This window comes from Aeromicrobium duanguangcaii (assembly GCF_024508295.1).
Classification (GTDB): domain Bacteria; phylum Actinomycetota; class Actinomycetes; order Propionibacteriales; family Nocardioidaceae; genus Aeromicrobium; species Aeromicrobium duanguangcaii.
On record NZ_CP101990.1, the window covers coordinates 2,786,718 to 2,810,649 of the forward strand.

The window sequence follows — 23,932 nt, forward strand, 5'->3', positions numbered from 1 at the left end:
GTCGTTGGATCAGCGCACGCGCAGCCTGAACGCCCGGTTCGCCGGCGCCGTCAGCGACGTGCCGCTGAACTTCGCCTTCAGTCGCGCCGAGGACTTCTGGCGCGGCAGCGTGACCGTGGCCTTGCCGTTCCTGACCGTGGCCGTCCCGAGCAGCTTCTTGCCCCGGTAGATCCTGACCTTGCCGGAGGACTCCGTGAAGCCCGGCGTCCGGACCACGACCCGCACCTTGGCGCGGGTCTTGGGCGTGACCTTGCCGTTCAGAACCTTCGCCGTCAGGGAGGCCTTGGCCTTCGCGACGGTGACCCGGACGGTCGTGTGGCTCGGGTCGACCCCACGGCCACCGCCGTAGAAGACGGTGACCGGCGTGCTGCCCGGCCGCAGGGCGGTTCCGGGGATGCGCAGGATCGCACGGCCGTCGATCATCAGCGCCGAGGCGATGTGGCGCCCGCCGGCGGTGGCGTAGGTCGGCCCACTCGCGCCGGGAACGCCCGTCACCGTGATGGTGGTCGGCTTCCCGTACGTGCCGCGGGCCGCCTGGGCGCTCAGCGTGGACTCGGCGTGAACCTCGACGGCGACCGACCCGACGGAGTCCAGGTAGCGACCCTGGCCCGCGAACGCCAGGTCGAGCACCCGACGACCCGCGCGCAGCGAGTCCGCCGGGATCCTGACCGTGGCGCTGCCGTCGGCGACGGCGGCCGAGCCGAGGACCTTGCCGCCCGACGACACGGTGACCGTGCCGCGAGGCGAGCCCGTGGCCGAGCCGACCGTGACGGCGACGTCGAACGCCTCGTCCGCCCACACCACGGAGGGCACGCGCGCGGTCGTGGTCGTGGCGACCTCGGTCGCCTGGCCGGGATCGAAGCCGACGATCACCGGGTCGTGGTCACTGGCCCGGAACGGCGACGACGCGTCGAGCAGGTCCGTGACGTTGTTGTTGTACCGGCTGTACTCGCGGGCGATGGACTCCGGCGCGTTGATCGTCCAGACGTCGGCGCCCGTGACTCGGCCGAAGGCGGCCTTCGAGGCGAAGACGTGGTCGAGCGAGCCGTGCATCCCGTCGAACTGGTAGGTCTCCTCGTCCGTCAGGCTCTGCTCGACGTTGACGAACCCGGCATCCTCGATGATCGCCAGCGGATCCTCCTTGGCGTACGAGTTGAAGTCGCCCAGCAGGAACACCCGATCGGTGTCGGTCTGCTGCTCCAACGAGCCCACGAAGTCGACGAGCGCCTCCGCCTGGCGCACGCGGGCACGGTTCGACGCGCCCTGACCGTCGCCCTGGTCGGCGTCCGCGCCGTCGCCCGAGCCCTTGGACTTGAAGTGGTTGACGATCGCCAGGAAGTCCTGGCCCGCGTCACCGTCGACCGGGCGGAACTCCTGCGCCAGCGGGGCGCGAGCGTTCGCGAAGGCCGGAGAGTCGAGGATCACCGACGGCCCGACCGGCTGGACGACGTCGCGCTGGTAGATGAACGCCGTGCGGATGACGTCGCGCCCCGACGTGGGGATGGTTGCCGGCGACAGCACCGGGGCCCACCGGTCGGTGCCGGCCTCGGCGTTCAGGGCCGCGACGAGGGTCTTGAGCGCCTCGTCGCGGTCGGCGCCGCCGAGCGAGCCGGTGTCCTCGATCTCCTCGAGCGAGACCACGTCAGCGTCGAGGGTCGTGATCGCCTGGACGATCTTGGTCTGCTGCCGTGCCAGGCTCGCGTCGTTCGCGGCGCCTCGCGGACCGTTGTTCGTGCAGCTGTTCACCGTGATGCGCTCACCGGCGCGGTCGGTGTACCAGGTGCACGTGCCGCGGGACGAGGACACCCAGTCCTCGCCGGTGGTCGTGAAGTAGTTCAGGACGTTGAACGAGGCCAGCGTGACCGCTCCCCCGACGTCCTTCGGCTGCGCGTCCCGCGTGCTGGTCGGCTCGATCGTGGCGGACTCGTCACCGGCCGCGAACGGCTCGGTCGGCTGCAGCTTCCACGTGTTGTTGCGGTAGTCCATGACCAGCACGTCGTCGATCGTGACCGACGCGCCGGTGCGCACCTCGTTGCCCGCGGTCAGCCACGGAACGGGGACGGCGCGGTTCGCGCCCGAGGTGAAGTTGATGCTCTTGCCGTCGTCGAGCGTGATGAGCCGTGCGGCGTTGCTCGCGACGAGCGCGTCGTAGGCACTCGTGCGCGGCCGGACTTCGTTGGTGGGCTGCGACAGGACCGTGTCACCCGCGGCCAGGCCGAGCTCGCCGTAGGTGTTCGTCCCGAAGTTGTTCGTCAGCGTGTAGGTGCCGCCGGTCGCGTCGACGAGCATGCCCTCGAGCGCCTCGCGCTGCGCCTCGGCCAGGGGGAACCGGACCGGGGTCGGCGTGACCGTGCCCGGCGTGGCCGCGTCCTGCCAGGACGCGGCGGTCAGCTGGGTCAGTCCGTTGAACTCCGACACGGCGCCGGTGACCTCGACCGTGTCGCCGAGCTCGACGGCCGCGGCGAACGTCGAGCCGTAGACGAACAGGCCGTGGGAGGCCGGTCCCGCCGAGCCGCCGGTGCCCGGGGTCTGCAGGTACGCGCCGTTGAAGCCGCCCGCGGAGTACAGCGCCGTGACGACACCCGTCGTGGTGACCGTCTGGCCCACGCGCGCGCTGGTGGCGCCGGTGCCCTGGATGTCGGCGATCGTGACCGTCGGGGAAGGCTCGGGCTCCTGGGGACCGCCGTCGCCGGGGCCGTCGCACGCGGCGCCGCACGGGACCGGTGAGGGGGCCGCAGTCGTGAAGTCGTTGGCGTTGACGTCGGTGTCGGCGCCGGCGGCACGGGTGACCGATGCCGTCACGTTGTAGCCGTCGGCCTTGACCGCGCCCTCGAAGGTGTTCGAGGAGCCGTAGCCGATCAGGTCGACCAGCGCGGCGTTCGCGCGGACGGCCGCCAGATCGCCGGTGAGCGGCGTCTCGGCCTTGACCAGGGCGATCGTCCCGCCGTTGGAGTTGCCGGAGAAGGCGACGGTGCTGGTCACGTCCGGCGTCGGCAGGTCGGCGCCGGCCGTGGAGTTGGCGTTGCCGCTGACCAGGAGGGTGCCGCCGGGCTCGACGTGGCGATCGCCCAGCGCGATCGTGGCCGAGAAGTTGGCCGTCTGGTTGTACGCCCGGTACTGGACGGACCAGCCCTGGACGCTGATGTCCTCGTCCGTGGGGTTGTACAGCTCCACGAACTTGTTCTTGTAGGTGGCGCCGTTCGAGCCGCCGTTCAGGTAGACCTCGTTGATGACGAGTCCGGACCCGTCAGGCGCGGCGGTCGCGGTGGTCGGCACCGCCGCGGCGGTGCCGGCGGCGAGAGCGAGCGCGGTCAGACCACGCAGGACAGGACGAGACATCGGTGTTCCCCTCAGAGTGGATGCTGCCGGAGCGGACCCGGGGCGGCCTGCATGCAGGCCGCCCCGGTCACTCTCACTTCTTCTTGACGACCGTGGTCTTCACGGAGGTCTTGGCGTCCTTGGCGACGGAGCCGCCCTTGTAGTGGACCGTCAGCGTGGTCTTCCCGCGCTTGAGCTTGGCCAGCTTGACGCGAGCGACACCGTTCTTGACGGTGGCCTTGCCGACGACCTTCGAGCCGCGCTTGACGATGACCGTGCCACCGGGCTTGAAGCCCGTGGCGGTGACGCGGGCGGTCAGGGTCGCGCGCTTGCCGACCGTGATCTTCTTGGCCGCGGCCGCACGGAGCTTGACGTCGGCCTTGGCGACCGTGACGGTCGCCGTGGCGTCGGCCGGCTCGTACGAGCTGCTGCCGTTGAAGAACAGGCCGTAGCGGTACGTGCCCGGCTTGAGCGCCGTGCCGCCGAAGCGGAAGGTGCCCTTGCCGTCGGACAGGAACGCCGTGCCGACCGTCATGCCCAGCTGGTTGGCGACGTAGACGATGCCGGTCGTGCCGGGAGCAGCCGTCAGCGTGATCCGCGGCGCCGTGCCGTACTGCGTCGACGAGCCGGCGGCCGTGAAGGTGGTCTCACCGCGCACGACGTCGACCGTGACGGTGTCCTGCGAGGCCGCGACGGAGTCGGAGCCCCGGAAGGCCACCGTCAGCGTCCGCAGACCCAGCCGCAGGTCGTCGGCGGCGACCTTCACCGTGGCGGACCCGTCGACGACCGTGGCGGTGCCGACCGGGCTGTCGCCGTTGCGAACGACGACCTCGCCGGCCACGTCCACGCCCGCCGCGGCGGTGACGTCGACCGAGACGTCGAACGTCTCGCCCTTGGCGACCTTCGTGGGAGCCGTGGCCCGGACGGTCGACGCGGCCTTCTCGACCGCGAGCGGGATGGTGGCCACCGTGCCGCTGGGTGCGGCGACGGCGCGGATCGTGCCGCCTCCGATCGCACCGGCGGGGACGGCGAAACTGAACTGGCCGGATGCGCCGTTGGTGACGACCTGCGTGCCCAGGTCGAGCGTCTGGCCGTCGCCGTACTCGAGCGTGGCGGCGACCGACGTGTTCGCCGGGGAGCCCAGCGAGGTCAGGTTGAGCTTCGGCAGCGAGAAGGTGACCGTCTGGCCCGCTTCGTAGGAGTCGGCCAGACCCGTGACGGCCACGGCGCGGCGGCCGAAGTCCGGCGAGACCGGGGAGTTGGCGCCCAGGTACTCGATCCAGCCCTCGTAGTCGACGACGCCCGTGTCGACCCAGCTGCCCTCGGTGAGGGCGCTGAAGTTGTCGCCACCGGTGGCCAGGAACGACGGGGCGATGACCCGGTAGGACTTCGCCGGGGCGACCGGCTGGTCGTCGATCCACAGGCTCGTGACGCGCTGGCCCTCGGGCCGGGTGGCGTCGTAGGTGTAGCGGACGTTGTCCGAGACGCCCAGCTGCAGGTACGGGCGGCTGGGAACGCTGCCGTCGGCGTTGCGCTGCCACTGCTGCTCGAAGACCTTCTTCAGCGAGGCGCCCGTGAGCGTGACCGTGTAGAGGTTGTTCGTGAACGGCAGGATCGAGTTCGCCTCGGCGAACGTGACGACACCGTCGGTGTTGTTCGGCCCGCCCGTGGTCGTGTTGCCGGCGTAGAACAGCTCGGAGTTGCGCAGGCCGCCGGGGTTGTTGATCGCCAGGTCGGCCGGCGCATTGGTGGCCTTGGACTGGGCGAGCATCGCGTCGGGCACGAGGTTGCCGAGGGTCGACTCGCTGGCGCGGTCGTCCGTCGTCCCGCCGGTGTACTTGCCGTCGACGTAGCTGCCGCCGCTGAAGGCGCGGGTGATGTCGCCGGTGATGTCGCCGACCTTCTCGTTGCCGATGGCGGTGGCGTGCGCGAGCGCGTCGTCCACGACCTTCTTCACGGCGGCGACGCGGGGCAGCGACTCGTTGGCCGTGTCCACGCGCGGGACGTTCGCGACGGTGCTCGAGGCGACGGCACCCGTGTCGGGGTCGACCGACAGGGTGACCTTGCCGATGTTCTCGCCGTAGCTGCCGGTCTGGATCACCGGACGCGTGCCGGACTGGCCGGGGATCTGCGCGTCCCAGGCGTAGGTCTTGTGGGTGTGCCCGGTGAAGATCGCATCGACCGAGGCGTCGGTGTTGTTGACGATGTCGGCGAACGCGCCGCCGTGGGCCAGCTCCTGCGCGAGCGAGGAGCCGTCGGGCGTGCCCGCCCCGGCGCCCTCGTGGTACGCCGCGACGATCACGTCGGGCCGGTCGGCCTCGGGAAGCGCCTCGAGGCGATCCACCTCGTCGTTGACGGCGTCGACGGGATCGGTGAACGTCAGGGTGCTGATGCCCGTCGGCGTGACGAGGGTCGGCGTCTCCTGCGTGACGGCCCCGATGACCGCGAGCTTGAGGCCGCCCACCGTGAAGGTCTCGGACGCGGGCAGCGCGGCGGAGCCGTCGGACTTCAGCCGCACGTTCGCGCCCAGGTACGAGAAGTCGGCCCGGTCCGCGACGCGACCGGTCAGGTCGGCGAAGCCGCGGTCGAACTCGTGGTTGCCGACGGCCGAGACGTCGAGGTCGAGCGCGTTCAGCACGTCGATCGTCGGCGCGTCCTGCTGCGTCGCCGAGGCGAACGGCGAGGCGCCGATGTTGTCGCCGACGGACAGGAACAGCGTGTTGGCCTCACCCGCGCTCTGGCGGATCTGCTCGAGGGTCGTGGCGAACTTGGTGGTGTTCGTGTCGATACGACCGTGGAAGTCGTTGATGTCGACGAGCGTGATGTCGACGGGATCGGCCGCCTGGGCCGAGGGTGCCACCAGGATCGGGGCGCTCAACAGCGCGCCGACCGCGACGGCCGAGAGGGAACGGCGGGACTTCAAGATCATCTGTCCTTTGCTTCGCAGGAGAACCGGTGCGCACACGGTAACCCTGAGAAACCCCTGAGCACATCGGCCTGCGATGACAGTTCGATTAAGGTCCGGGAAACGACCGGCTCAGTGCACGACGGCGGCCTGCATGCGGCACGGCCCGTCGGGCGCGGCCACGATCGGGTCGAGGGTGAACGGCGCCTTCGACCCGGCCTTGATCTTGTCCAGGTCGACCGTCCGCGCCGGCCCGGTCTGCTGGCCGATGAACACCGTCAGCCGGTAGTCGCGCACCTTCTGGCCGGAGTTCTGCAGCGTCCCCTTGACCCGCCAGCTGCCGTCGGCGAGCTTGCGGCAGGTGAAGGACGTGATCGCCAGCGGGTCGATCGAGCCGGACGCCTGCGACGGGACACCGGACGCGCTGGTCACCGACGAGCCGGTCTGCGGGGTCGGCGCATCGTCACTTCCGCCACACCCAGCGACGGCCAGGACGAGCAACACCGAGATCCACGCACGCATGTGGCCATCCCATCACGCCCGCCGATGCCGCCCGCGGAGGCTCACCCGGCGGCCGATAACATCGAAAATGAGGAATCCATCATCTTTTTATGGGAGGTCGCGTGACCATCGAACGCATCGGAGTCGTCGGCGGCGGTCTCATGGGCTCCGGCATCGCCGAGGTCAATGCCCGCGCCGGCATCTCGGTCGTCCTGATCGAGGTGTCCGAGGACGCCGCCGCTGCGGCGCGAGATCGCATCCGCGCCTCGCTGCAGCGTGCCGTCGACCGGGGCAAGCTCTCCGAGCAGGACCGTGACGCAGCGCTGGACGCCATCGTCGTGTCGACCGACCTGGACGACCTGGCCGACCGCCAGCTCGTCGTCGAGGCGGCCAGCGAGAAGGAGTCGATCAAGCTCGACCTCTTCACGAAGATCGGCAAGATCCTGCAGGACCCGGACGCCATCTTGGCCTCCAACACCTCGTCCATCCCGATCGTGAAGCTCGGCGCCGCCTCCGGGCGCGCCGACCGCGTCATGGGCGTCCACTTCTTCAACCCCGCGCCCGTCATGAAGCTGGTCGAGCTGATCCCCTCGCTGACCACGTCGGACAAGACGCTCGACCGGATGCGGTCCTACGTCTCCGAGACCCTGGGCAAGCAGCCCATCGACGCCACCGACCGCGCCGGCTTCATCGTCAACTCGCTGCTGGTGCCCTACCTGCTGTCGGCCATCCGGATGTACGAGGCGGGCTACGCCTCGGCGAAGGACATCGACAACGGCATGGTGCTCGGCTGCGGCCACCCCATGGGACCGCTCGCGCTGGCCGACCTCATCGGCCTCGACACGATCAAGGCCATCGGCGAGTCGATGTACGAGGAGTTCAAGGAGCCGCTCTACTCCCCGCCGCCGCTGCTCGACCGCATGGTCGACGCCGGCCTGATGGGCAAGAAGTCCGGGCAGGGCTTCTACCCCTACCCCTGAGTCCCTAGTCCGTGGTGCGCTTCCCGAGCCCCTGCTCGGGAAGCAGCCGCAGGAACAGGCCCTCGCCCTCGGCGCACACGGTGTCGCCGTGGCGGATCTCGCCGCGGACGAACCACTTGCGACCCTCGACGCGGTCGATCCAGGCGGCGGCCTGCAGCTCGGTGTCGATCGGGGTCAGCGCCCGGTAGTCGGTGTGCAGGTACGCCGTGCGGGTGATGCCGCCGGCCGCCAGGGACGCGAGGATGCCCAGCACCTCGTCGAACAGCAGGCTGACCGCGCCGCCGTGCACGGCCATGCCGCCGCCCATGAACCAGCGGCCGAAGCGGACCGTGCCCTCGACGCGCTCGGTCGTGCGCGAGGTGACGTGCAGGTCGGGCAGCATCGCGTGCCCGCGCACCGGGAGCTCGGCGACCCGGCCGTTGACCTGGTGCTGCTCGTCGGTGGTGCTCTTCTCCAGGCGCTCGCACCACCGGGCGAGATCGGCCGAGAGGTCGTCGATCGCCTCGCGGTCCATGCTCAACGCGGCGAGGGCGTTCTGCACGCCGTGCAGGTTCTCGATCAGCTCGCCGTAGGCGCGCACGTCGTCGGCGGCGAAGTCGCCCTTGAACATCTCTTCCCAGCTCACCGGGCCGAGGCTACCGAGCAGTGCCCTCGGCCCCGGCGCCACCCGTCTCCCGAGCCGAGCGGATCTGCTCGGCGACCCGGCCGATCGCCGCGGGCCCCACGCGGCAGCACCCGCCGATCCACTCGGCACCGGCCTCGATCCACTGCGGCACGTGGGCGACGTCGTACGTGGTCGTGCCCAGCCACTGCTGCGCCTCGGCGTCCCACACCTCGCCGGCATTCGGGTAGGCGACGCCCGCCTTGCCGGTGGCGGCGACCAGCCTCAGGGCCGGCAGCACCTCGGCCGGCGCGCAGCAGTTGACGCCGATGGCGACGATCGCGTCGACCTGCGCGGGGATCGCGAAGGCGTCCTCCAGCCGCTGGCCGGCGCACGTGCGGTCGCCGTCGATCGAGTACGACAGCCACGCGGGGTGGTCGTACTCGGCCAGCAGCCGGCACAGCACCTCGGCCTCGTCGGTGTCCGGGATGGTCTCGACCGCCAGCAGGTCGGGCTCGGCCGCGAGCAGGGCCTCGATCCGCGGCCGGTGGAAGTACTCGATCGCCGCCGCCGTCACGCCGTACCGGCCCCGGTACTCCGAGCCGTCCGCGAGCAGCGCCCCGAACGGGCCCACCGAGCCGGCGACCAGTCGGCCGGGGACTCCATCGGCTGCCTCGCGGGCCAGGTCGACACTCAACCGGATCAGTCCGGGGTCACGGCTCTGGTAGCTGGCCGTCGTCGCGACGTCCGCGCCGGCGGCGAAGTACTCCCGGTGCACGGCGACGATCGCGTCGGGCTCATGGCGCAGCACGCGGGCCGTCCACTCGCCGCCGGACAGGTCGTGACCGCGCTCCTCGAGCGCGTTCGAGAGGCCTCCGTCGAGGGTGTGCACCCGGCCAGTATGCCGTTCGACCGGTGGCGTCCACCGCTCACCGACGCGCTCGGGCCCGAGGTGCGCGTCGCCCCGCGGAGTCGCCACAATGGCACCGTGACGTGACCCACACGCTCACGCAGACACCGCACGCCGGAGGCCCCATGATCGTCCCGCTGACCCTGCGCGACTTCCTCGACCGCGCCCGCACCGTCTACCCCGATCGCGTCGCCGTGGTCGACGAGCCGAACCAGGTGGCCGACTCGTGGGGTGAGGTCACCTACGCCCAGCTGTACATGCGGGCGCGCAGTCAGGCGGCGACGCTCGACGAGCTGGGCGTGCCCCAGGGCGCGCGCGTCGCGATGATCTCGCACAACGCGGCGCGGCTGCTGGCGTCCTTCTACGGCGTCGCCAACTGGGGCCGCATCTTCGTCCCGGTCAACTTCCGGCTGGCGCCGGCCGAGGTCGCCTACATCGTCGAGCACTGCGGCGCCGAGGTCGTCATGCTCGACCCCGAGCTGGAGCACCTCGCCGCGTCCTGCTCGACGGCCAAGCACGTGTTCGTGCTGGGCCGTGACGACGACAAGATCTGGGCCTCGCGGGCCGAGCCGGCCGAGTGGGAGCCCGACGAGAACGCGACCGCCACGATCAACTACACCTCCGGCACGACCGCACGGCCCAAGGGCGTCCAGCAGACCCACCGCGCCCGCTGGGTCAACGCCACGACGTTCGGCTGGCACGCCACGCTGACCGACCGCGACGTCTACCTGCACACGCTGCCGATGTTCCACTGCGACGGCTGGGGCCTGATCTACGCGGCCACCGGCGTCGGCGCCAAGCAGGTCGTGCAGCGTCAGATCGACGGGGCCGAGATCCTGCGCCGCATCGAGGAGCACGGCGTCACCGTTCTGGCTTGCGCGCCGGCCGTCCTCACCGCGGTGCTCGACGCGCTGCCGGACTGGACCGGCGACACCGGCCGCGACCGCGTGCGCTGCATCGTCGCGGGCGCCCCGCCGCCGACCCGCACGATCCAGCGTGTTCGCGACGAGCTGGGCTGGGAGTTCATCCAGATCTACGGCCTCACCGAGACCTCGCCGCTGCTGACGATGAGCCGCATGCGCGAGGAGTGGGAGGACTACGAGCCGCAGGAGCAGGCCCGCCTGCTGTCGCGCGCCGGCGCCCCCACGATCGGCACGCGGATCATGGTCGACGACCACGGCGAGATCCTGGCCCGCAGCAACACCGTGCTCGAGTCGTACTGGGAGAACCCCGAGGCCACGCAGGAGGCGCTGGCCGGCGGCTGGTTCCACACCGGCGACGGCGGCACCTACGAGGACGGGTACGTCACGATCGCCGACCGCAAGAAGGACGTCATCGTCTCGGGCGGCGAGAACGTGTCGTCGATCGAGGTCGAGGACGCCCTGGCGTCGCACCCGGCCGTGCGCGAGGTCGCCGTCATCGGCGTGCCCGACGACAAGTGGGGCGAGCTGGTGATGGCGCTGGTCGTCGTCGACGGCGACGTCTCCGAGGACGAGCTGCGCAGCCACGCCCGCGAGCTCCTCGCCGGGTACAAGGTGCCCAAGCGGGTCGAGTTCCGCGAGGAGCTGGCCCGCACCGCCACCGGCAAGCTGCAGAAGTTCAAGCTGCGCGCCGAGTACTGGGAGGGCCGCGACCGGCTGGTCAACTGACCCCCGTCACGATCGACTGCACCTCGTCGACCCGGATCGCCGCCGTTGCCACCGGCGCCTCGAGGGTCGTGGGCGCACCGGGCACGACGACGGGCGTGCCGCCGACGGTGAACGACAGGTCGTACACGAGCCGGACCGAGGCTCTGTACGCCGGTCGGCCGTCGACCGTGGCGCCTCCGCCCAGCGACGCCCGCCGGTACCGGTGCAGGCAGTCGCTCGCCGCCGCGTCGCTGGTGGTGGTCAACGGGCACGAGAACGCGCCGGAGCCGTCGCCGGGATCGACGCTCATCGACGCGAAGGTGGCGGTGGCGACGAGGTCGAAGGCCGACCCGCTCTCGGACGTGGAGGCACCGGTCGCCCAGAACCAGGTGTCGACGCGAACCAGCGTCCGGCCACTGGGGCTCGTCCTCAGGGTGGGGGTGGCCAGGTCGATCTGGCCGATGGCCGTCCGGGCTCGCTCGAGCAGCGTGGGCGGCTCTTCCTCGCCGGTCCACCATGCCGACTCCCACTGGTATTCCAGGCCGCTCGAGCAGAACCGGAGCCTGCCCTCGGAGTCTTCGTTCGGAGGCTCACCCGGGGGATTGGCCATGGGCACGAACACCGAGGTCGTCACGCAGAAGCGCTCCCCGACGCAGTACGGACCGTCGATGATGCTCTCGGCGACCTGGCCGGTCGGCGCCGGGGCGGCAGCGAGGTCGCAGCTCGGCTGCGGGGCGCCCGGGCCCTCGCCGCCGGGGGTCTCACTGCCGGGGTTCCCCGTGCCCCCGGGGATCGTGCAGCTGAAGGTCCCGTCGGGCTGCATGTCCAGCACCGCCGGCGGGTCGCAGTCGTCGTCGGCCCGGGCGGCGGTCGCGGACAGCGCCACCAGCGTGGCGGCGAAGAACACCGCGAGACCGGAGATCACCGCGATCAGGTGACGCGAGCGGCTCAGCATGTCGTCTCCGCCTCTTCGTACCCGTCGACCAGCCACGTGTCGCCGACCTTCGCCAGGCGGTACTTGGCGGGGAGCACCTTGCCGATGCTCGTGGAGTCCGCGCCGGCCGCGCCGTCACTGCGCGGAACCAGGAACATCGACGTGAGGTCGAGGCAGCCATCGACCCACGCGGCGTCTCCCTCGATGGTGACCTTGGCCGGGTCGAACGCGTAGGGGCCGAGCCACTTCTTGCCCTGGTCCTCGACCTGCGCCTTGCTGGTCTTGATCAGCTCGGCGCCGTACTCGTCGGTGACCAGGCCTCGCGAGGTCTGGGCGATGGGCTTCGTGCCCCGGCCGTACACCGCACCGAGAAAACCCTCGACGAGATCGATGGCCTCACGCTGCTCGGCGGTGTAGCCGTCCGCGTCGACCGGCGGCGGCGCCGAGGCGGTCGCCTGGACCGGGTCGGGGTCGTCGGTCCCGCAGGCGGACAACAGGGGGAACGCCAGCATCAGCGCCCCCAAAAAACCCACGAATCGCACGGATCTCGCCGCCACGGTGCCCCCTCGCCCTCGGCTGAACGGGCACCACCCTAGGGGCAATCGTCCGCAGGCGGAGCGGGTTGTCTCAACCGGTGTTCCGCATCCCGTTGGCGATGGCGTTGACCGTCTGCAGCAGGGCGGCGCGCATGTCCTCGTCGACCGCGTCCGGGTCCTCGCGGTACCTGGCCAGCAGGTCGACCTGGGCGAACGAGATCGGCTGCAGGTAGACGTCGCGGATGTCCAGCGTGCGCTTCAGGGCGGGCTGGTCGTCGAGGAGGTGCTTCTCGCCCGTGACGCGCAGGACCTCCTCGACGGTGACCGCGTGCTCGGCGCGGATCTGGTCGAAGATCGGCCGCAGGTCGACCGGGACCAGCGTCTCGACGTAGTGGGCGGCGTCGTCGAGGTCGGTCTTCGCCAGCGTCATCTCGACGTTGGAGATGAAGGTCCGGAAGAAGTGCCACTGCTCGAGCATCGCCTTCAGCACCTTCTCGTCGCCGGCCAGGCGCGCCGCCCGCAGGCCGCTGCCGACGCCGAACCAGCCGGGCACGATCTGGCGACTCTGGGTCCACCCGAACACCCATGGGATGGCGCGCAGGGACTCGATGCCGCCGCCGGCGTCGGGTCGCCGGGCCGGCCGGGAGCCGATGTTCAGCCCGCCCAACTGGTCGACGGGGGTCGACGCCAGGAAGTAGTCGAACAGGCCCGGGGCGTCGATGAGCCGACGGTAGGCCGCGTAGGCCGCGTCGCTGACGCGCGTCATCGTGTCGTCCCACTGCTGCATGGTCTCGGGAGGCGTGCGCGCCTCGAGGTGCAGCGTCGAGGCCTCCAGCACGGCGGCCAGCGACAGCTCGAGGTTCTCGTGGCCCAGGCGCGGCAGCGAGTACTTGTCGCTGATGACCTCGCCCTGCTCGGTGAACTTGATGTCGCCGGTCAGCACGCCGTAGGGCTGGGCGAGGATCGCGTCGTAGGTGGGTCCGCCGCCGCGGCCGACGGTTCCCCCGCGGCCGTGGAACAGCCGCAGCCGCACCCCGTGCCGTTGCGCCACGTCGCGCAGGGCTCGCTGGGCCCGGTGCAGCTCCCACTGCGACGTCGTGATGCCGCCGGCCTTGTTCGAGTCGGAGTAGCCGAGCATGACCTCCTGCACGTCACCGCGCAGGGACACCAGCCGCCGGTAGTTCGGGTCGGACAGCAGCTGGTCGAGCACGGGGCCGGCACGGCGGATCTCCTCGATCGTCTCCAGCAGGGGGACGAAGTCCAGGCGCGCGTAGGGCTCATGGCCCTCGCCCCCGACGAGGTCGACCAGGCCGGCCTGGCGGGCCAGCACGATCGGCGCCAGCAGGTCGTCGCCGTCGAGCGTCATCGAGACGATGTAGGACTCGATCACGTCGTCGCCGAAGGTGTGCTTCAGCTGGCGCACGGCGGTGAACACGCCGTAGGTGCGCTCACCCCATTCGTCCAGCGGCGGCGGGTCGAGGGCGAGCGGGCGCGGCCGGACCAGCTCGTCGGACAGCAGCGCGAAGCGCTCCTCGCGGCTCAGGTCGGCGTACGGCCGATCGGACTCGCCCAGCCGGTCGAAGAGCAGCCCCAGGGCGTGGTGGTGGGCGTCGGCGTGCTCGCGGATGTCCATGGTGGCCAGGTTCAGCCCGACGGCGGCGATCGTGCGGATCGCGCGGGCCAGCATGCGGTCGGCCACCAGCTCGCCACCGTTCGCACGCAGCGAGGCCTCGACGATCGCCAGGTCTGCCAGCAGCTCGGCGCGGTCGGCGTAGTCGCGCCCGGGGACGTGCGGTGCGCCCGTGGCGACGCGCTCGGCCGAGTTCGCGACCTTGAGCTTCATGCACGACAGCTTGAGCCGGTACGGCTCGTGGGCGTTCACCGAAAGCAGGCGGGGATCGAGGTCGGGCAGCGCATCGATGTCGGCCGCCAGCGACTCCGCCAGTTCCACGCTGATGTCGACCAGCTCGGCCGACGACGACAGCTCGCGGATCAGCAGGTCGAGGTTCGTGTCGATGATCCGCGTGGCGATCCGGTTCTGCAGTTGCAGGATGCTCAGCGTGACCTCGGGCGTGACGTTGGGGTTGCCGTCACGGTCGCCCCCGATCCAGGTGCCGAACGAGAGCGGGCGGCGGGTCGGATCGAGCCGGATGCCGTGCTCGGCGAGCAGGTCGGCGAGGTCGGCCGACACGTCGGGCAGGGCCTCCTCGAGGATCTGCTGCAGGAAGAACACCAGGTGGCGCGCCTCGTCGACCGGGGAGGGCCTGGTGCGCCGGACGGCGTCCGTCTGCCAGATCAGGTCGATCAGCTGGGCCAGGTCCATGTCCTGGGCGGCGCGCCGGCGGGTGCCCGGCTCGGCCGACGACGCCAGCAGGTCGGCGATCTTCCGCAGCTTGGTCAGGACGGTGCGGCGGCTGACCTCGGTGGGGTGAGCGGTGAAGATCGCCCGGGTGTCGAGCCGGTCGATGCCGGCGGCCAGGCCTTCGGGCCCCTGCTCGGCGACGATCTCGCTGATGGTGCTGGCGAGCCAGCCCTGGTCCTCGGGACGGGCCTCGATCGCGCGCACCCGGGCGACCTGCTCGGCCATGTTCGCGAGGTTGAAGTAGACGCCGAAGGCCCGGACGAGCTTGCCCACGGTGGGCAGGTCGAGTCCGGCCAGGATCTCGCGGATCGTGGTGCCGGCCTGGCGGCGCTGGGCCGGGTCCTCGGACTCCTCGAGGATGCGGCCCTCGGCGCGCACCCGCTCGACCAGATCGAGGAACTCCTGGCCCTCGAGGCGCCGCAGCGTCTCGCCCAGCAGGTCTCCGACCCGGCGGACGTCGGCACGCAGTGCCCGGTCCTTGGAGTGGGCGACGGCATCGAACTCGGAGGCGGTCATGGGGCTCCCCTCGGCAGGCGGACATGGGTGGCGCCGTTGCCTGCCTCCCACCCTAGTCACGCGACGGCAGGGCGGCAGGGCTCAGGACGCGCGGTGGACGACGGCCTCGACCAGGTCGCGCCACGGGCCGTCCACCTGCTGCTCGGGCAAGGTGGCCGCGCGCTCGTTGGCGTGCAGCTCGTAGACGAATCCGTCGGGATGGCCGCCGTCGGGGGTGTCGTCCCACGGGCAGGCCTCGACCAGCGGCCACCAGGCCTGCGCCTCGTCCTCAGACGTGGCCTCGACCTCCCACTGGCGGCGCAGGCCGGCGAAGCCGCCGGTGCGGATCACCCGTACGACGAGGAGGGGCTGGTCGATGTGGTCCATACCCCCACAGCCTGCCACGCGTTCGTGACCACGTCAGCCGCGTCGTACTGCTCGGCGACCGCGACCGTGGCCCGGGCGAACTCCTCGAACGTGGCCTGTCGGGACAGGTCGCCACCCAGCAGCGTCTCGAACCAGATCCGGCCGGCGACCTCCCACGCCCGGCCACCCAGCGTCGTGGCGACGAGGTGGAAGGCCTTGTTGGGGATGCCGGAGTTGAGGTGCACTCCCCCGCTGTCCTCGGTGGTCTCGACGTAGTCGTCCACGTGGGCGGGCTGGGGGTCCTTGCCGAGCACGTCGTCGTCGTAGGCGGTGCCCGGAGCCGACATCGAGCGCAGGGCGTCACCCTCGACCTGATCGGTGAACAACCCCTGGCCGATGAGCCACGACGCCTCGTCCGCCGTCTGGTCGGCGGCATGCTGCTCGACCAGGACGCCGAAGACGTCGGCGATCGACTCGTTGAGCGCGCCCGACTGGTCGCGGTAGTCCAGACCCGCCGTGAACTCGATCAGGCCGTGCGTGAGCTCATGCCCGATGACCGAGAGGGACGCGGTGAAGCGGCCGAAGATCTCGCCGTCACCGTCGCCGAACACCATCTGGGAGCCGTCCCAGAACGCGTTGTCGTAGGCCCGTCCGTAGTGGACCGTGCCCACCAGCGGCAGGTCGGCGTCGTCGATCGACCGGCGCCCGTACACACCGCGGAACAGCGCATCGGTGGCGCCGAACCCGTCGTAGGCCTCGTCGACCGCGACGTCGCCGGTGGCCGGGTCGCCCTCGGACCGCACGAGCCGGCCGGGAAGGCTGGCTGCGTTCTGGGCGTCGTGGACGCGACGGTGCAGCCCGGGTCCGGCGGGCGCGGGCCGGACCACGTTCGGGTGGTGGTGGTGCTCGGTCCGCTCGGCCAAGGCACTGCGGGCGGCCGCGACCGCGACCGAGAAGCGCTCGTCCTCGAGCGAGGCGATGCGACGGAGCAGGTGAGGCGGGACGATCCCCCGAACGTGTATCCCCCGATGAGCTGTCATGCACCGACGGTAGGCGCTGGCGCGGACATTCGGGGGTCTAGCGCGACTCGCTCTCAAGCGCCGGGATGACCTCGGTCGCCAGCAGGCGGATCGACTCGAGCGCGTCCTCGACCGGCAGTCCGGCCCAGTGCGTCCGCAGCACGAGGTGGTCGACACCCAGCCGGCACCAGGGGCGCAGCGCCTCGATGCAGTCCTCGGGTGAGCCGACGATGAACCGCTCGGCCGCCAGCTCCTCGTACGGGATCGCGAAGGACTCCTTCTCGGGCATCATCTGGTCCTGCCCCCACTGGGCGTACGCCCGATACTTCTGGGAGATGTAGGGCGCTGCCCGCTCGACCGCGGTGCGGCGGTCCTTGGCGCAGAATATCTCCCGCATGAGGGGCAGCGACTGGGTGTCGTCGCGTCCCGCGTCCCGCTGCTCCTGGCGATACAGATCGACCTGGCGGCTCACGGTGGGCAGCGCAGCGTGCGGGTTGATCATCCACGCGTCGGCCAGCCGGGCAGCCCGCCGCACGGCCACGTCCCCGTTCGCGGCCATCCACACCGGCGGTCGGGGCTGCTGGACGGGCGGCAGGTTCAGCCTCGCCCCATCGAGCCGGCACCACGGCAGGTCGGTCGTGACCTCCTCGCCGGCCCAGAGCCGCAGGATGATGTCGAGGTTCTCGGTGAACCGGCGGACCTTCGTCGAGGGATCCACCCCGAACGCCTCGTACTCCGGCTCGCGGTAGCCCATGCCCACCCCGAAGATCAGCCGTCCGCGCGTCACGACGTCGAGCGACGCGAAGTTCTCAGCGACGTCGACCGGGTTCTGCAGGGGCAGCAGCAGGATCCCGATCCCGACCTGCATGTCTCCGGCCTCGGCGGCCAGGCGGCCCAGGTACGGCAGCGGCTGGATGTGCGACATGGTCGTGCTGAGGTAGTGCTGGCCCGCGTGCACAGAATCCCAGCCGGCGTCACGCGCGGCGTGAAGCATGTCGATCTGCTCGTCGAGGGCGACCACCTGGTCGGCGCCGACCTGCTGCTGGTTGGTCAGGAAGATGCCGACCTTCATGCGACGTGCTCCTTCGTCTCCTCCCCGGCCAGGGCCAGGGTGCGCCGCGCCGAGCGCAGCGTCGCCTCGTCGACGAGCCGGCCGGCGTCGTCGACCATCACCGCACTACCGTCGAGGGCGGCAAAGCGGCCGAGGATTTCCCGCGCCGCCTCCACCTCCCCCGAGGTCGGGGTGAAGACCTCGTTCACGACGGTCACCTGCGCAGGATGGATGCAGGTCCTACCGACGAATCCCTGACGTGCCGCGAGCCGGGTGGAGGCCGCGAAGAGTTCGGTGTCGCGGATCTCAACCGACACCGGTGCCACCGGCGGCATCAGGCCCGCGGCCGAGCTGGCGAAGACCACCTGCGCACGCGCCCACGCCGTCTCGGTCTCGTCCGGTCCCGGCGCCAACCCGACGTCGGCGCACAGGTCGTACTCGCCGATCTGCAGGTGCTGCACCCCGGCGGCCGCAATCTGCGTCGCCGCCAGGATGGCGCCCGCGGTCTCGAGCAGCGGCACGACCGCCAGCCCGGACCCCTCCAACACCTCGGTCGCCCGCTGAACCTGACCGAGGTCGGCCTTCGCCAACACGAAACCGGCGATCCCCGCGCAGTCACGCAGCGACGCCACGTCCTGCAGGCCGCGTTCGCCCGAGTTCGCCCTGATCCACACGTCCGGGACGACGGCCCCGAGACCCTCCGTCCACGCCCGCACGATGTCGCGCGCCTCGTCCTTGCGGTCTGCCGGGACGGCGTCCTCTAGGTCGACGATGACGGCGTCGGTCCCGGTGTCCAGGACCTTCGCCATCCGTCGTGTATCGATGCCCGGAACGTAGAGGTAGGACCGCGGCATGCGGCCCATCAGCCGACTTTCGTCTTGCCCGAGATGAGGGACTTCGCCACGACCGTGCGCAGCACGTCGTTGGTGCCCTCGCCGATGCTCATGAGCGGGGCGTCGCGGTACAGGCGCTCGATCTCGTACTCACTTGAGAACCCGTACCCGCCGTGAACCTTCATCGAGTCGATGACCGCCTCGAGGACCGCCTCCGAGCAGAAGATCTTGGCCATGCCGGTCTCGCCGTCGGCTCGCCCTGCCGCGACCTCGCTGGCAGCCCAGTACGTCATGAGGCGGGACGCCTGCAGGTTCGTCGCCATCGTCGCGAGTTTGAGCTGGATGGCCTGGAAGTCCGAGATCTGCTGGCCGAACGCGTGCCGCTGCTGCGAATAGGCCAGCGCCTCGTCGAAGGCGCGCTGCGCCACTCCGAGCGAGCGGGCGGCGATGTTCACGCGGCCCCACTCCAGCGCCGAGAGCGTCTGTTGCATGCCCTTGCCCTCGACCCCTCCCACGAGGTTCTCGACGGGGACACGCACGTTGTCGAGCAGGATCTCGCACGACTCGGTGCCCTTGTAGCCCATCTTCGGAATGTCCTTGAGCACCTCGAATCCCGGGGTGCCCTGCTCGATCAGCAGAACGCTCATGCCGCGGTGCGCGGGCGAGGCCGTGGGATCGGTCTTGACGACGACCGGCAGCGGATCGGCGAAGCGGGCGTTGGTGATCCACATCTTCGAGCCGTTGACGACGTAGTGGTCGCCGTCGAGACGAGCCGTCGTGCGGATCCCCTGCATGTCCGTGCCCGCGTCGGGCTCGGTCAGGCCCAATCCCGTGCGGCGCTCACCGGTCGCGAGACCGGGCAGGTACTTCTTCTTCTGCTCCTCCGTGCCGTGCATCGCGATCATCCGACACGACAGCGAGTGGCTGCCCAGGATGCCCGCGATGCCCATCCAGCCGCGCGAGAGCTCCTCGAAGACCAGGGCGAACGAGACCGGGTCGAGGTCGAGGCCGCCGTACTCCTCCGGCACCGTGATGCCGAACAGACCCATCTGGGCCATGCCCTCGACGATCTCGGTCGGGTAGCGGCCGGCCTGCTCCCACTCGCGAGCGACCGGGATGACCTCCTTGTCGACGAAGGCGCGCAGCAGCGCCTTGAACTCTTGCTGATCCTCGTTGAACGTGAAGTCCACTTGTCTCTCCCGGCTCTCGTTTACTTGGTTGCGGCCTCGGCCTCGAAGACGTCGGGGTGTCCGGCCCTTTCCGCCGCGGGCACGTCGCCGAAGGCGCCGTCGGCGCGCAGGCGTTCGATCTCATCGGGCCCGAGCCCGGCGACCTCGGTGACGACCTGTTCGAAGTGTTCGTTGCGCAGAGGCGCGCGGCGGTATTCGGGCTTCTGGCTGCCGACCCGGACCGGGGAGGCCACCTGCTGGACGGTGCCGAACCGCGGGTGCTCCGTCTCGACCACCAGTCCGCGCGCGGTGGTGTGCTCGTCCTGCAACGCACTGGCAACGTCGTTGATCGGCGCACACGGAATGCCGGCGGGCTCGAGCATCGCGAGCCACTCCGCACTGGTGCGGGTCATGAACTCCTTCTCCAGCATGGGCAGCAGCACGTCCTTGTGCTGGTTGCGTGACGCGAAGTCGGCGAAGCGGTCGTCCTGGGCCCATCCCGGCGAGCCGAACACCTCGACCAGTCGCGTCCAGAACTTCTCCTTGGCACAGCCGACGACGAGCCAGCCGTCCGCGGACTCGAAGGCCTGGAATGGGACGAGCGAGGGGTGCGCCGAGTGGCGCGTGCGCTCGGGAGTGAAGCCCTCATTGAGGTGCCACGTGGCCGGATAGGTCAGCATGCCCATCGCGGTGTCGTACAGGCTGACGTCGCAGTCCATCCCGATCCCGTCGCGGCGGGCCGCGTGCAGGCCCGCCAGCAGGGCGATCGCGGCGACGAGGCCACCGGAGTAGTCCACGAGCGACAGACCCGACTTGGTCGGCGGGCCGTCGGGCTCTCCGGTCAGATCCATCCAGCCGGCGAGGCCCTGCAGCACGTAGTCGTAGCCGGGCTGCTTCTGGCGCGGACCCGTCATGCCGAACCCGGTCAGGGAGCAGCAGACGATCGCCGGGTTGAGGTGCTTGAGGTCGTCGTACGTGATCCCGATCTTCGCCGGCACGTCGCCGCGCAGGTTCGAGTAAACGACGTCGGCGTTCGCGACGAGCCGCTCGAACACCTCGCGTCCGGCCGGCGTCGAGAGGTCCAGCGAGAGGCTCTTCTTGTTGCGGTTGAAGCTCTCGAAGAACAGCGAGTCCTCGTCCTCGCCGTAGGGCGGCACGTAGCGGCCGACGTCGCCGCCCACGCGCGGGTCCTCGATCTTGATGACCTCGGCGCCCAGGTCGGCCAGGTGCAGGCTCCCGAACGGGCCGGCGCCGTACTGCTCGACCGCGATGATGCGGACGTCCTCGAGGGGCTTCACGACGCGCCTGCCTCGGGCTCGAGACCGGGCACCGCGGGCCACTGTGGACCGGTCGGGAAGATGTCCTCCAGCTGGGCCGCGCCCTGCTTGTAGACGTAGAAGGTCCGGATGAAGGAGCACACCTCGACGCCGTCCTGGTTCAGGGTGCGCGTACGGACCGAGACGATCCCGGCGTGGGGCCGGCTCGCCGACTCGCGCTTCTCGAGCACGAGCGACTCGCTCCACAGGGTGTCGCCCGCGAAGACCGGGTGCGTCATCTTGATGTCGTCCCACCCGAGGTTGGCGAACGCGTTCTGCGTCAGGTCCGTCACGCTCTGACCGACAGCGATCGCGACGGTCAACGTCGACACGACGATGGGCTTCTTGAACTCCGACCGCTCGGCGTACTGGTCGTTGAAGTGCATCTGGTTGGTGTTCATCGTCAACAGCGCGAACCAGGCGTTGTCCGTCTCGCTGACGGTGCGGCCCAGTGGGTGCTGGTAGATGTCGCCGACCGCGAAGTCTTCGAAGAACCGGCCGGTCCAGCCCGTTCGCACGTTCATCGGTCCTCCTTCAGGGGAAATCACTCCCCGAGAGTAAACCTCAGACATTTACCGGGTCAACCCTCTGAGGGCGGTTTTTGTGACCGGAGTCACCACCTTCGCGGGTCGCAGTGTCAACTGATCCCGCCTTCCGGGCGCGCGACAGCGGGCTCCCTCCGCAGCACAGAGGGAGCCCGTGGCCAAAATGTCTGACTTTTACCCTTAGGGCATCTCCTCGGTCGTGCCCTCATACGCCGGCCGCAGCCGCCGCAGGTGCTCACGCATCGCGGTGCCCGCTCCGGCCGCGTCGCCAGCGGCAATCCGCTCGAGGATCTCCTCGTGGTCGTCGTCGACCTTCGCCCAGAACTCGGGCTCGATGTCGGGACGCAGGAACCGCGCCCGCAGGACGACGAACACCGGCTCGTTCATCACCGAGAGCAACTGGTTACGAGCAGCGTCGACGACCAGCAGGTGGAACGTCCGGTGCTCCTCGAACTTGCGCTCCCTGCCGGTGCTGCCCTTCTCCCGCTCGACCGAGCGCCGCAGGGCCTCGATGTCGGAGTCACGGGCGTGCGCGGCGGCGAGCCGAGCGGCCGGGACCTCGAGGACCTCGCGGGCCTCCAGCATCTCGCGTGCCGAGACGTCGTGGGCTCCCGTCATGAGCCCCAGGCTCGTCTCGAGGTAGTCGCGCACCTTCGAGGCCTGGATGCGCGCGACGAAGGTGCCGCCGTTCACCCCGCGCGACGTCTCGACCAGATCCCTCGAGGCCAACACACGCAACGCCTCGCGGACGGTGCTGCGGCTGACCCCGAAGCGGACCGACAGCTCCGCCTCATTGGGCAGCCGGTCCCCCGGCGCGAGGTCGCCCTGCAGGATCAACGTGCGAAGCTGGTTCGCCACCTGCTGGTACGCAGGCAGGACCTTCTGCACCGGCAACCCCGCGCCGGACGTGCGTGGAGTCACGGCCACATCCTCCACCTCGCGTGCGTCACTCATGGTCAGGTCTCCTAGATCGTGCCCCGAGAGCGTCAACGGTCGGCCCCATCATCTCCTGTGGGCCGCCGTTCCCCCTCAGGCTCGCAGCAGGGCAGCCAGATCCGCCACATCGGTCGCCGTGTCGAGTGCGTCCACGGCCGCCGCGATCTGCTCCGCCTGCCCCGGAGCGCATCCGAGCCCCGCCGTCACGGCGAACTTGGCCTCGATGTCCGCGCGCGAGAGCGGCCGGGAGTCGGCGCCGCGGTTGACCTGCTCGCGGTGACGCAGCTCGCGGCCGTCGGTGGTCCGGATGATGACCTCGCCGGAGAACAGGGCCGGGAACCCGCTCTTCGGATCAACCTCGTAGGTGACCTTCTGCGCCAGCGCCAGCACCTCGGGGTCCGCGAGTGCCTGCGGCTCCAGCTCGCGCAGCGTGAAGTCGCCCGTGACCAGGGCGGCCGCGGTGACGTAGGGCACGGAGAACTGGGCGTCGTACGCCGACTGGGGCGCGCGCTTGTTCTCGATCGGCTCGCAGACCGTCTTGATCTCGCCCTCCGCGATGAGGCAGTGGATCGACTCGACGTCCTGCGCCGTGAGGCCGTGCTCGGTACGCAACGCGATGACCGCGTCGGCGAAGGCATGCGTGAAGTGGCACGCAGGGAACGGCTTGACGGCGACCCGGGTGGTCTCCCAGGTCTGCCCGAGGTCTCGCGTGCACTCGACCAGGTCGTCGGGGTCGGCCGTGCCGAGGTGACTGGCGTAGAGGCCAAACCGGCCCTCGTAGATCCGCGGCGGGCTGACGAAGCCCTGGCGGGCGAAGCTCGCGGCCGTGAGACCGGCGACGCCGGCCCAGCCGGGGTGGACGCGCTTGGTCCAGGCGCCCGTCTCCAGGAACTCCAGCGAGCCCGAGGCGAGACTGCCCACGAACCCCTGCGCCTGGGCGATCTGCTCGGCCGAGAGCCCCCGCAGCCTGCCGGCCACCACGGCGGCGCCGAAGGCGCCGATTAGGCCGGTCGGGTGGAAGCCCACCTGGTGGAAGCCACCCCGTGCGGCCATGCCGAGCCGGGCGTCCACCTCGAGCCCCGCGATGTACGCGGTGAGCAGGTCCCGACCCGACAGGTGCAGCCGCTCGGTCAGGCCTAGCGCGGTCGGCAGAGCACTGGCCGAGGCGTGGATGACGCCCTCGGGATGGGTGTCGTCGAAGTCGAGCCCGTGTACGAGCAGGCCGTTCAGCAACACCGCGTCCCGCAGCGAATGGCCCTGCGCCGCCCCGATCACCGTGGCGGGGCCGGACTCGCCCTCGGACAGCTCGTCCACGGCGGCCCGCGCCTGGGCGGCGAAGTCGAACGTACCCGAGGCGAACGCGATGCCAATCGAGTCCAGGACGAGAAGCTTGGCCGCCTCGACCACGTCGGCCGGGATGTCCTCGAAGGTCAACGAGTGCGCGAAGTGCCCGATCCGGCTCGAGATCGGCGCGTCGGCGTCGAGTCCTCCGCTGACGGCGGGCTCATGGGTGTCGATCGACATGTG

Annotated in this window: 19 protein-coding genes; 2 read left to right on the forward strand and 17 right to left on the reverse strand. The window is 70.5% G+C overall.

Translation table 11 applies throughout. The annotated features are described in order from the left end of the window. Nucleotides 1-9: 9 nt before the first annotated feature. The 3 genes from NP095_RS13730 to NP095_RS13740 form a co-directional block, all read right to left on the reverse strand. Nucleotides 10-3,339, reverse strand: a complete 3,330-nt coding sequence (locus NP095_RS13730; RefSeq protein WP_232419131.1) for an ExeM/NucH family extracellular endonuclease — start codon at nt 3,337-3,339, stop codon at nt 10-12. Between the two features lie 73 nt (nt 3,340-3,412). Beyond that, nucleotides 3,413-6,247 (reverse strand): 5'-nucleotidase C-terminal domain-containing protein, encoded by a 2,835-nt coding sequence (locus tag NP095_RS13735; protein ID WP_232419130.1) that lies wholly within the window; start codon nt 6,245-6,247, stop codon nt 3,413-3,415. 108 nt (nt 6,248-6,355) lie between these two features. Next, a complete protein-coding gene (locus NP095_RS13740) occupies nt 6,356-6,745 on the reverse strand; it encodes a hypothetical protein (protein ID WP_232419129.1) in 390 nt (129 codons plus the stop codon). Nucleotides 6,746-6,852: 107 nt separating this feature from the next. Here NP095_RS13740 and NP095_RS13745 point away from each other — a divergent pair, with 107 nt between their 5' ends. Continuing rightward, nucleotides 6,853-7,704, forward strand: coding sequence for a 3-hydroxybutyryl-CoA dehydrogenase (locus NP095_RS13745; RefSeq protein ID WP_256766146.1), 852 nt, complete (start codon nt 6,853-6,855; stop codon nt 7,702-7,704). 4 nt (nt 7,705-7,708) lie between these two features. On the opposite strand, the gene NP095_RS13750 is transcribed toward NP095_RS13745, so the two are convergent. Together NP095_RS13750 and mmuM are read right to left on the reverse strand one after the other, a co-directional pair. Next, nucleotides 7,709-8,329: a PaaI family thioesterase gene (locus tag NP095_RS13750; protein ID WP_232419128.1), complete on the reverse strand. Its 621-nt coding sequence runs from the start codon at nt 8,327-8,329 to the stop codon at nt 7,709-7,711. A gap of 10 nt (nt 8,330-8,339) precedes the next feature. Beyond that, nucleotides 8,340-9,197, reverse strand: a complete 858-nt coding sequence (gene mmuM / locus NP095_RS13755; protein WP_232419127.1) for a homocysteine S-methyltransferase — start codon at nt 9,195-9,197, stop codon at nt 8,340-8,342. Between the two features lie 101 nt (nt 9,198-9,298). Between mmuM and NP095_RS13760 the strand changes: the two genes are divergently transcribed. Then, nucleotides 9,299-10,864: an AMP-binding protein gene (locus NP095_RS13760; RefSeq protein WP_232419126.1), complete on the forward strand. Its 1,566-nt coding sequence runs from the start codon at nt 9,299-9,301 to the stop codon at nt 10,862-10,864. On the opposite strand, the gene NP095_RS13765 is transcribed toward NP095_RS13760, so the two are convergent. The 12 genes from NP095_RS13765 to NP095_RS13820 all read right to left on the reverse strand — a co-directional run bounded on the left by NP095_RS13765 (nt 10,857) and on the right by NP095_RS13820 (nt 23,929). Next, a complete protein-coding gene (locus tag NP095_RS13765; protein WP_232419125.1) occupies nt 10,857-11,798 on the reverse strand; it encodes a hypothetical protein in 942 nt (313 codons plus the stop codon). The two genes, NP095_RS13760 and NP095_RS13765, sit on opposite strands and share 8 nt — an antisense overlap. Continuing rightward, on the reverse strand, nt 11,792-12,289 hold the full coding sequence (locus tag NP095_RS13770; RefSeq protein ID WP_232419124.1) for a hypothetical protein: 498 nt from the start codon (nt 12,287-12,289) through the stop codon (nt 11,792-11,794). The genes NP095_RS13765 and NP095_RS13770 overlap by 7 nt, the downstream gene beginning before the upstream one ends. 115 nt (nt 12,290-12,404) lie before the next feature. Then, entirely contained in the window at nt 12,405-15,191 is a 2,787-nt protein-coding gene (gene ppc / locus NP095_RS13775) for a phosphoenolpyruvate carboxylase (RefSeq protein ID WP_232419123.1), read from the reverse strand. Between the two features lie 81 nt (nt 15,192-15,272). Further along, complete coding sequence (locus NP095_RS13780; protein WP_232419122.1) at nt 15,273-15,557, reverse strand: protealysin inhibitor emfourin; 285 nt, start codon at nt 15,555-15,557, stop codon at nt 15,273-15,275. Beyond that, the gene (locus NP095_RS13785; RefSeq protein ID WP_232419121.1) at nt 15,518-16,576 is read right to left on the reverse strand and encodes a M4 family metallopeptidase; all 1,059 of its coding nucleotides are present in this window, start codon (nt 16,574-16,576) and stop codon (nt 15,518-15,520) included. Before NP095_RS13785 ends, NP095_RS13780 begins: the two co-directional genes overlap by 40 nt. Nucleotides 16,577-16,613: 37 nt before the next feature. Next, complete coding sequence (locus tag NP095_RS13790; RefSeq protein ID WP_232419120.1) at nt 16,614-17,627, reverse strand: LLM class flavin-dependent oxidoreductase; 1,014 nt, start codon at nt 17,625-17,627, stop codon at nt 16,614-16,616. Next, nucleotides 17,624-18,469, reverse strand: coding sequence for an HpcH/HpaI aldolase/citrate lyase family protein (locus tag NP095_RS13795; RefSeq protein WP_232419119.1), 846 nt, complete (start codon nt 18,467-18,469; stop codon nt 17,624-17,626). Before NP095_RS13795 ends, NP095_RS13790 begins: the two co-directional genes overlap by 4 nt. Then, nucleotides 18,469-19,629 (reverse strand): acyl-CoA dehydrogenase family protein, encoded by a 1,161-nt coding sequence (locus NP095_RS13800; protein WP_232419118.1) that lies wholly within the window; start codon nt 19,627-19,629, stop codon nt 18,469-18,471. The genes NP095_RS13795 and NP095_RS13800 overlap by 1 nt, the downstream gene beginning before the upstream one ends. A gap of 20 nt (nt 19,630-19,649) precedes the next feature. Then, nucleotides 19,650-20,906 (reverse strand): CaiB/BaiF CoA transferase family protein, encoded by a 1,257-nt coding sequence (locus NP095_RS13805; RefSeq protein ID WP_232419117.1) that lies wholly within the window; start codon nt 20,904-20,906, stop codon nt 19,650-19,652. Beyond that, entirely contained in the window at nt 20,903-21,448 is a 546-nt protein-coding gene (locus NP095_RS13810) for a MaoC family dehydratase (protein WP_232419116.1), read from the reverse strand. The genes NP095_RS13805 and NP095_RS13810 overlap by 4 nt, the downstream gene beginning before the upstream one ends. A gap of 201 nt (nt 21,449-21,649) precedes the next feature. After that, complete coding sequence (locus tag NP095_RS13815) at nt 21,650-22,423, reverse strand: FadR/GntR family transcriptional regulator (protein ID WP_232419115.1); 774 nt, start codon at nt 22,421-22,423, stop codon at nt 21,650-21,652. 75 nt (nt 22,424-22,498) lie between these two features. Further along, nucleotides 22,499-23,929, reverse strand: a complete 1,431-nt coding sequence (locus tag NP095_RS13820; protein WP_232419114.1) for an MmgE/PrpD family protein — start codon at nt 23,927-23,929, stop codon at nt 22,499-22,501. Between the last annotated feature and the right edge of the window lie 3 nt (nt 23,930-23,932).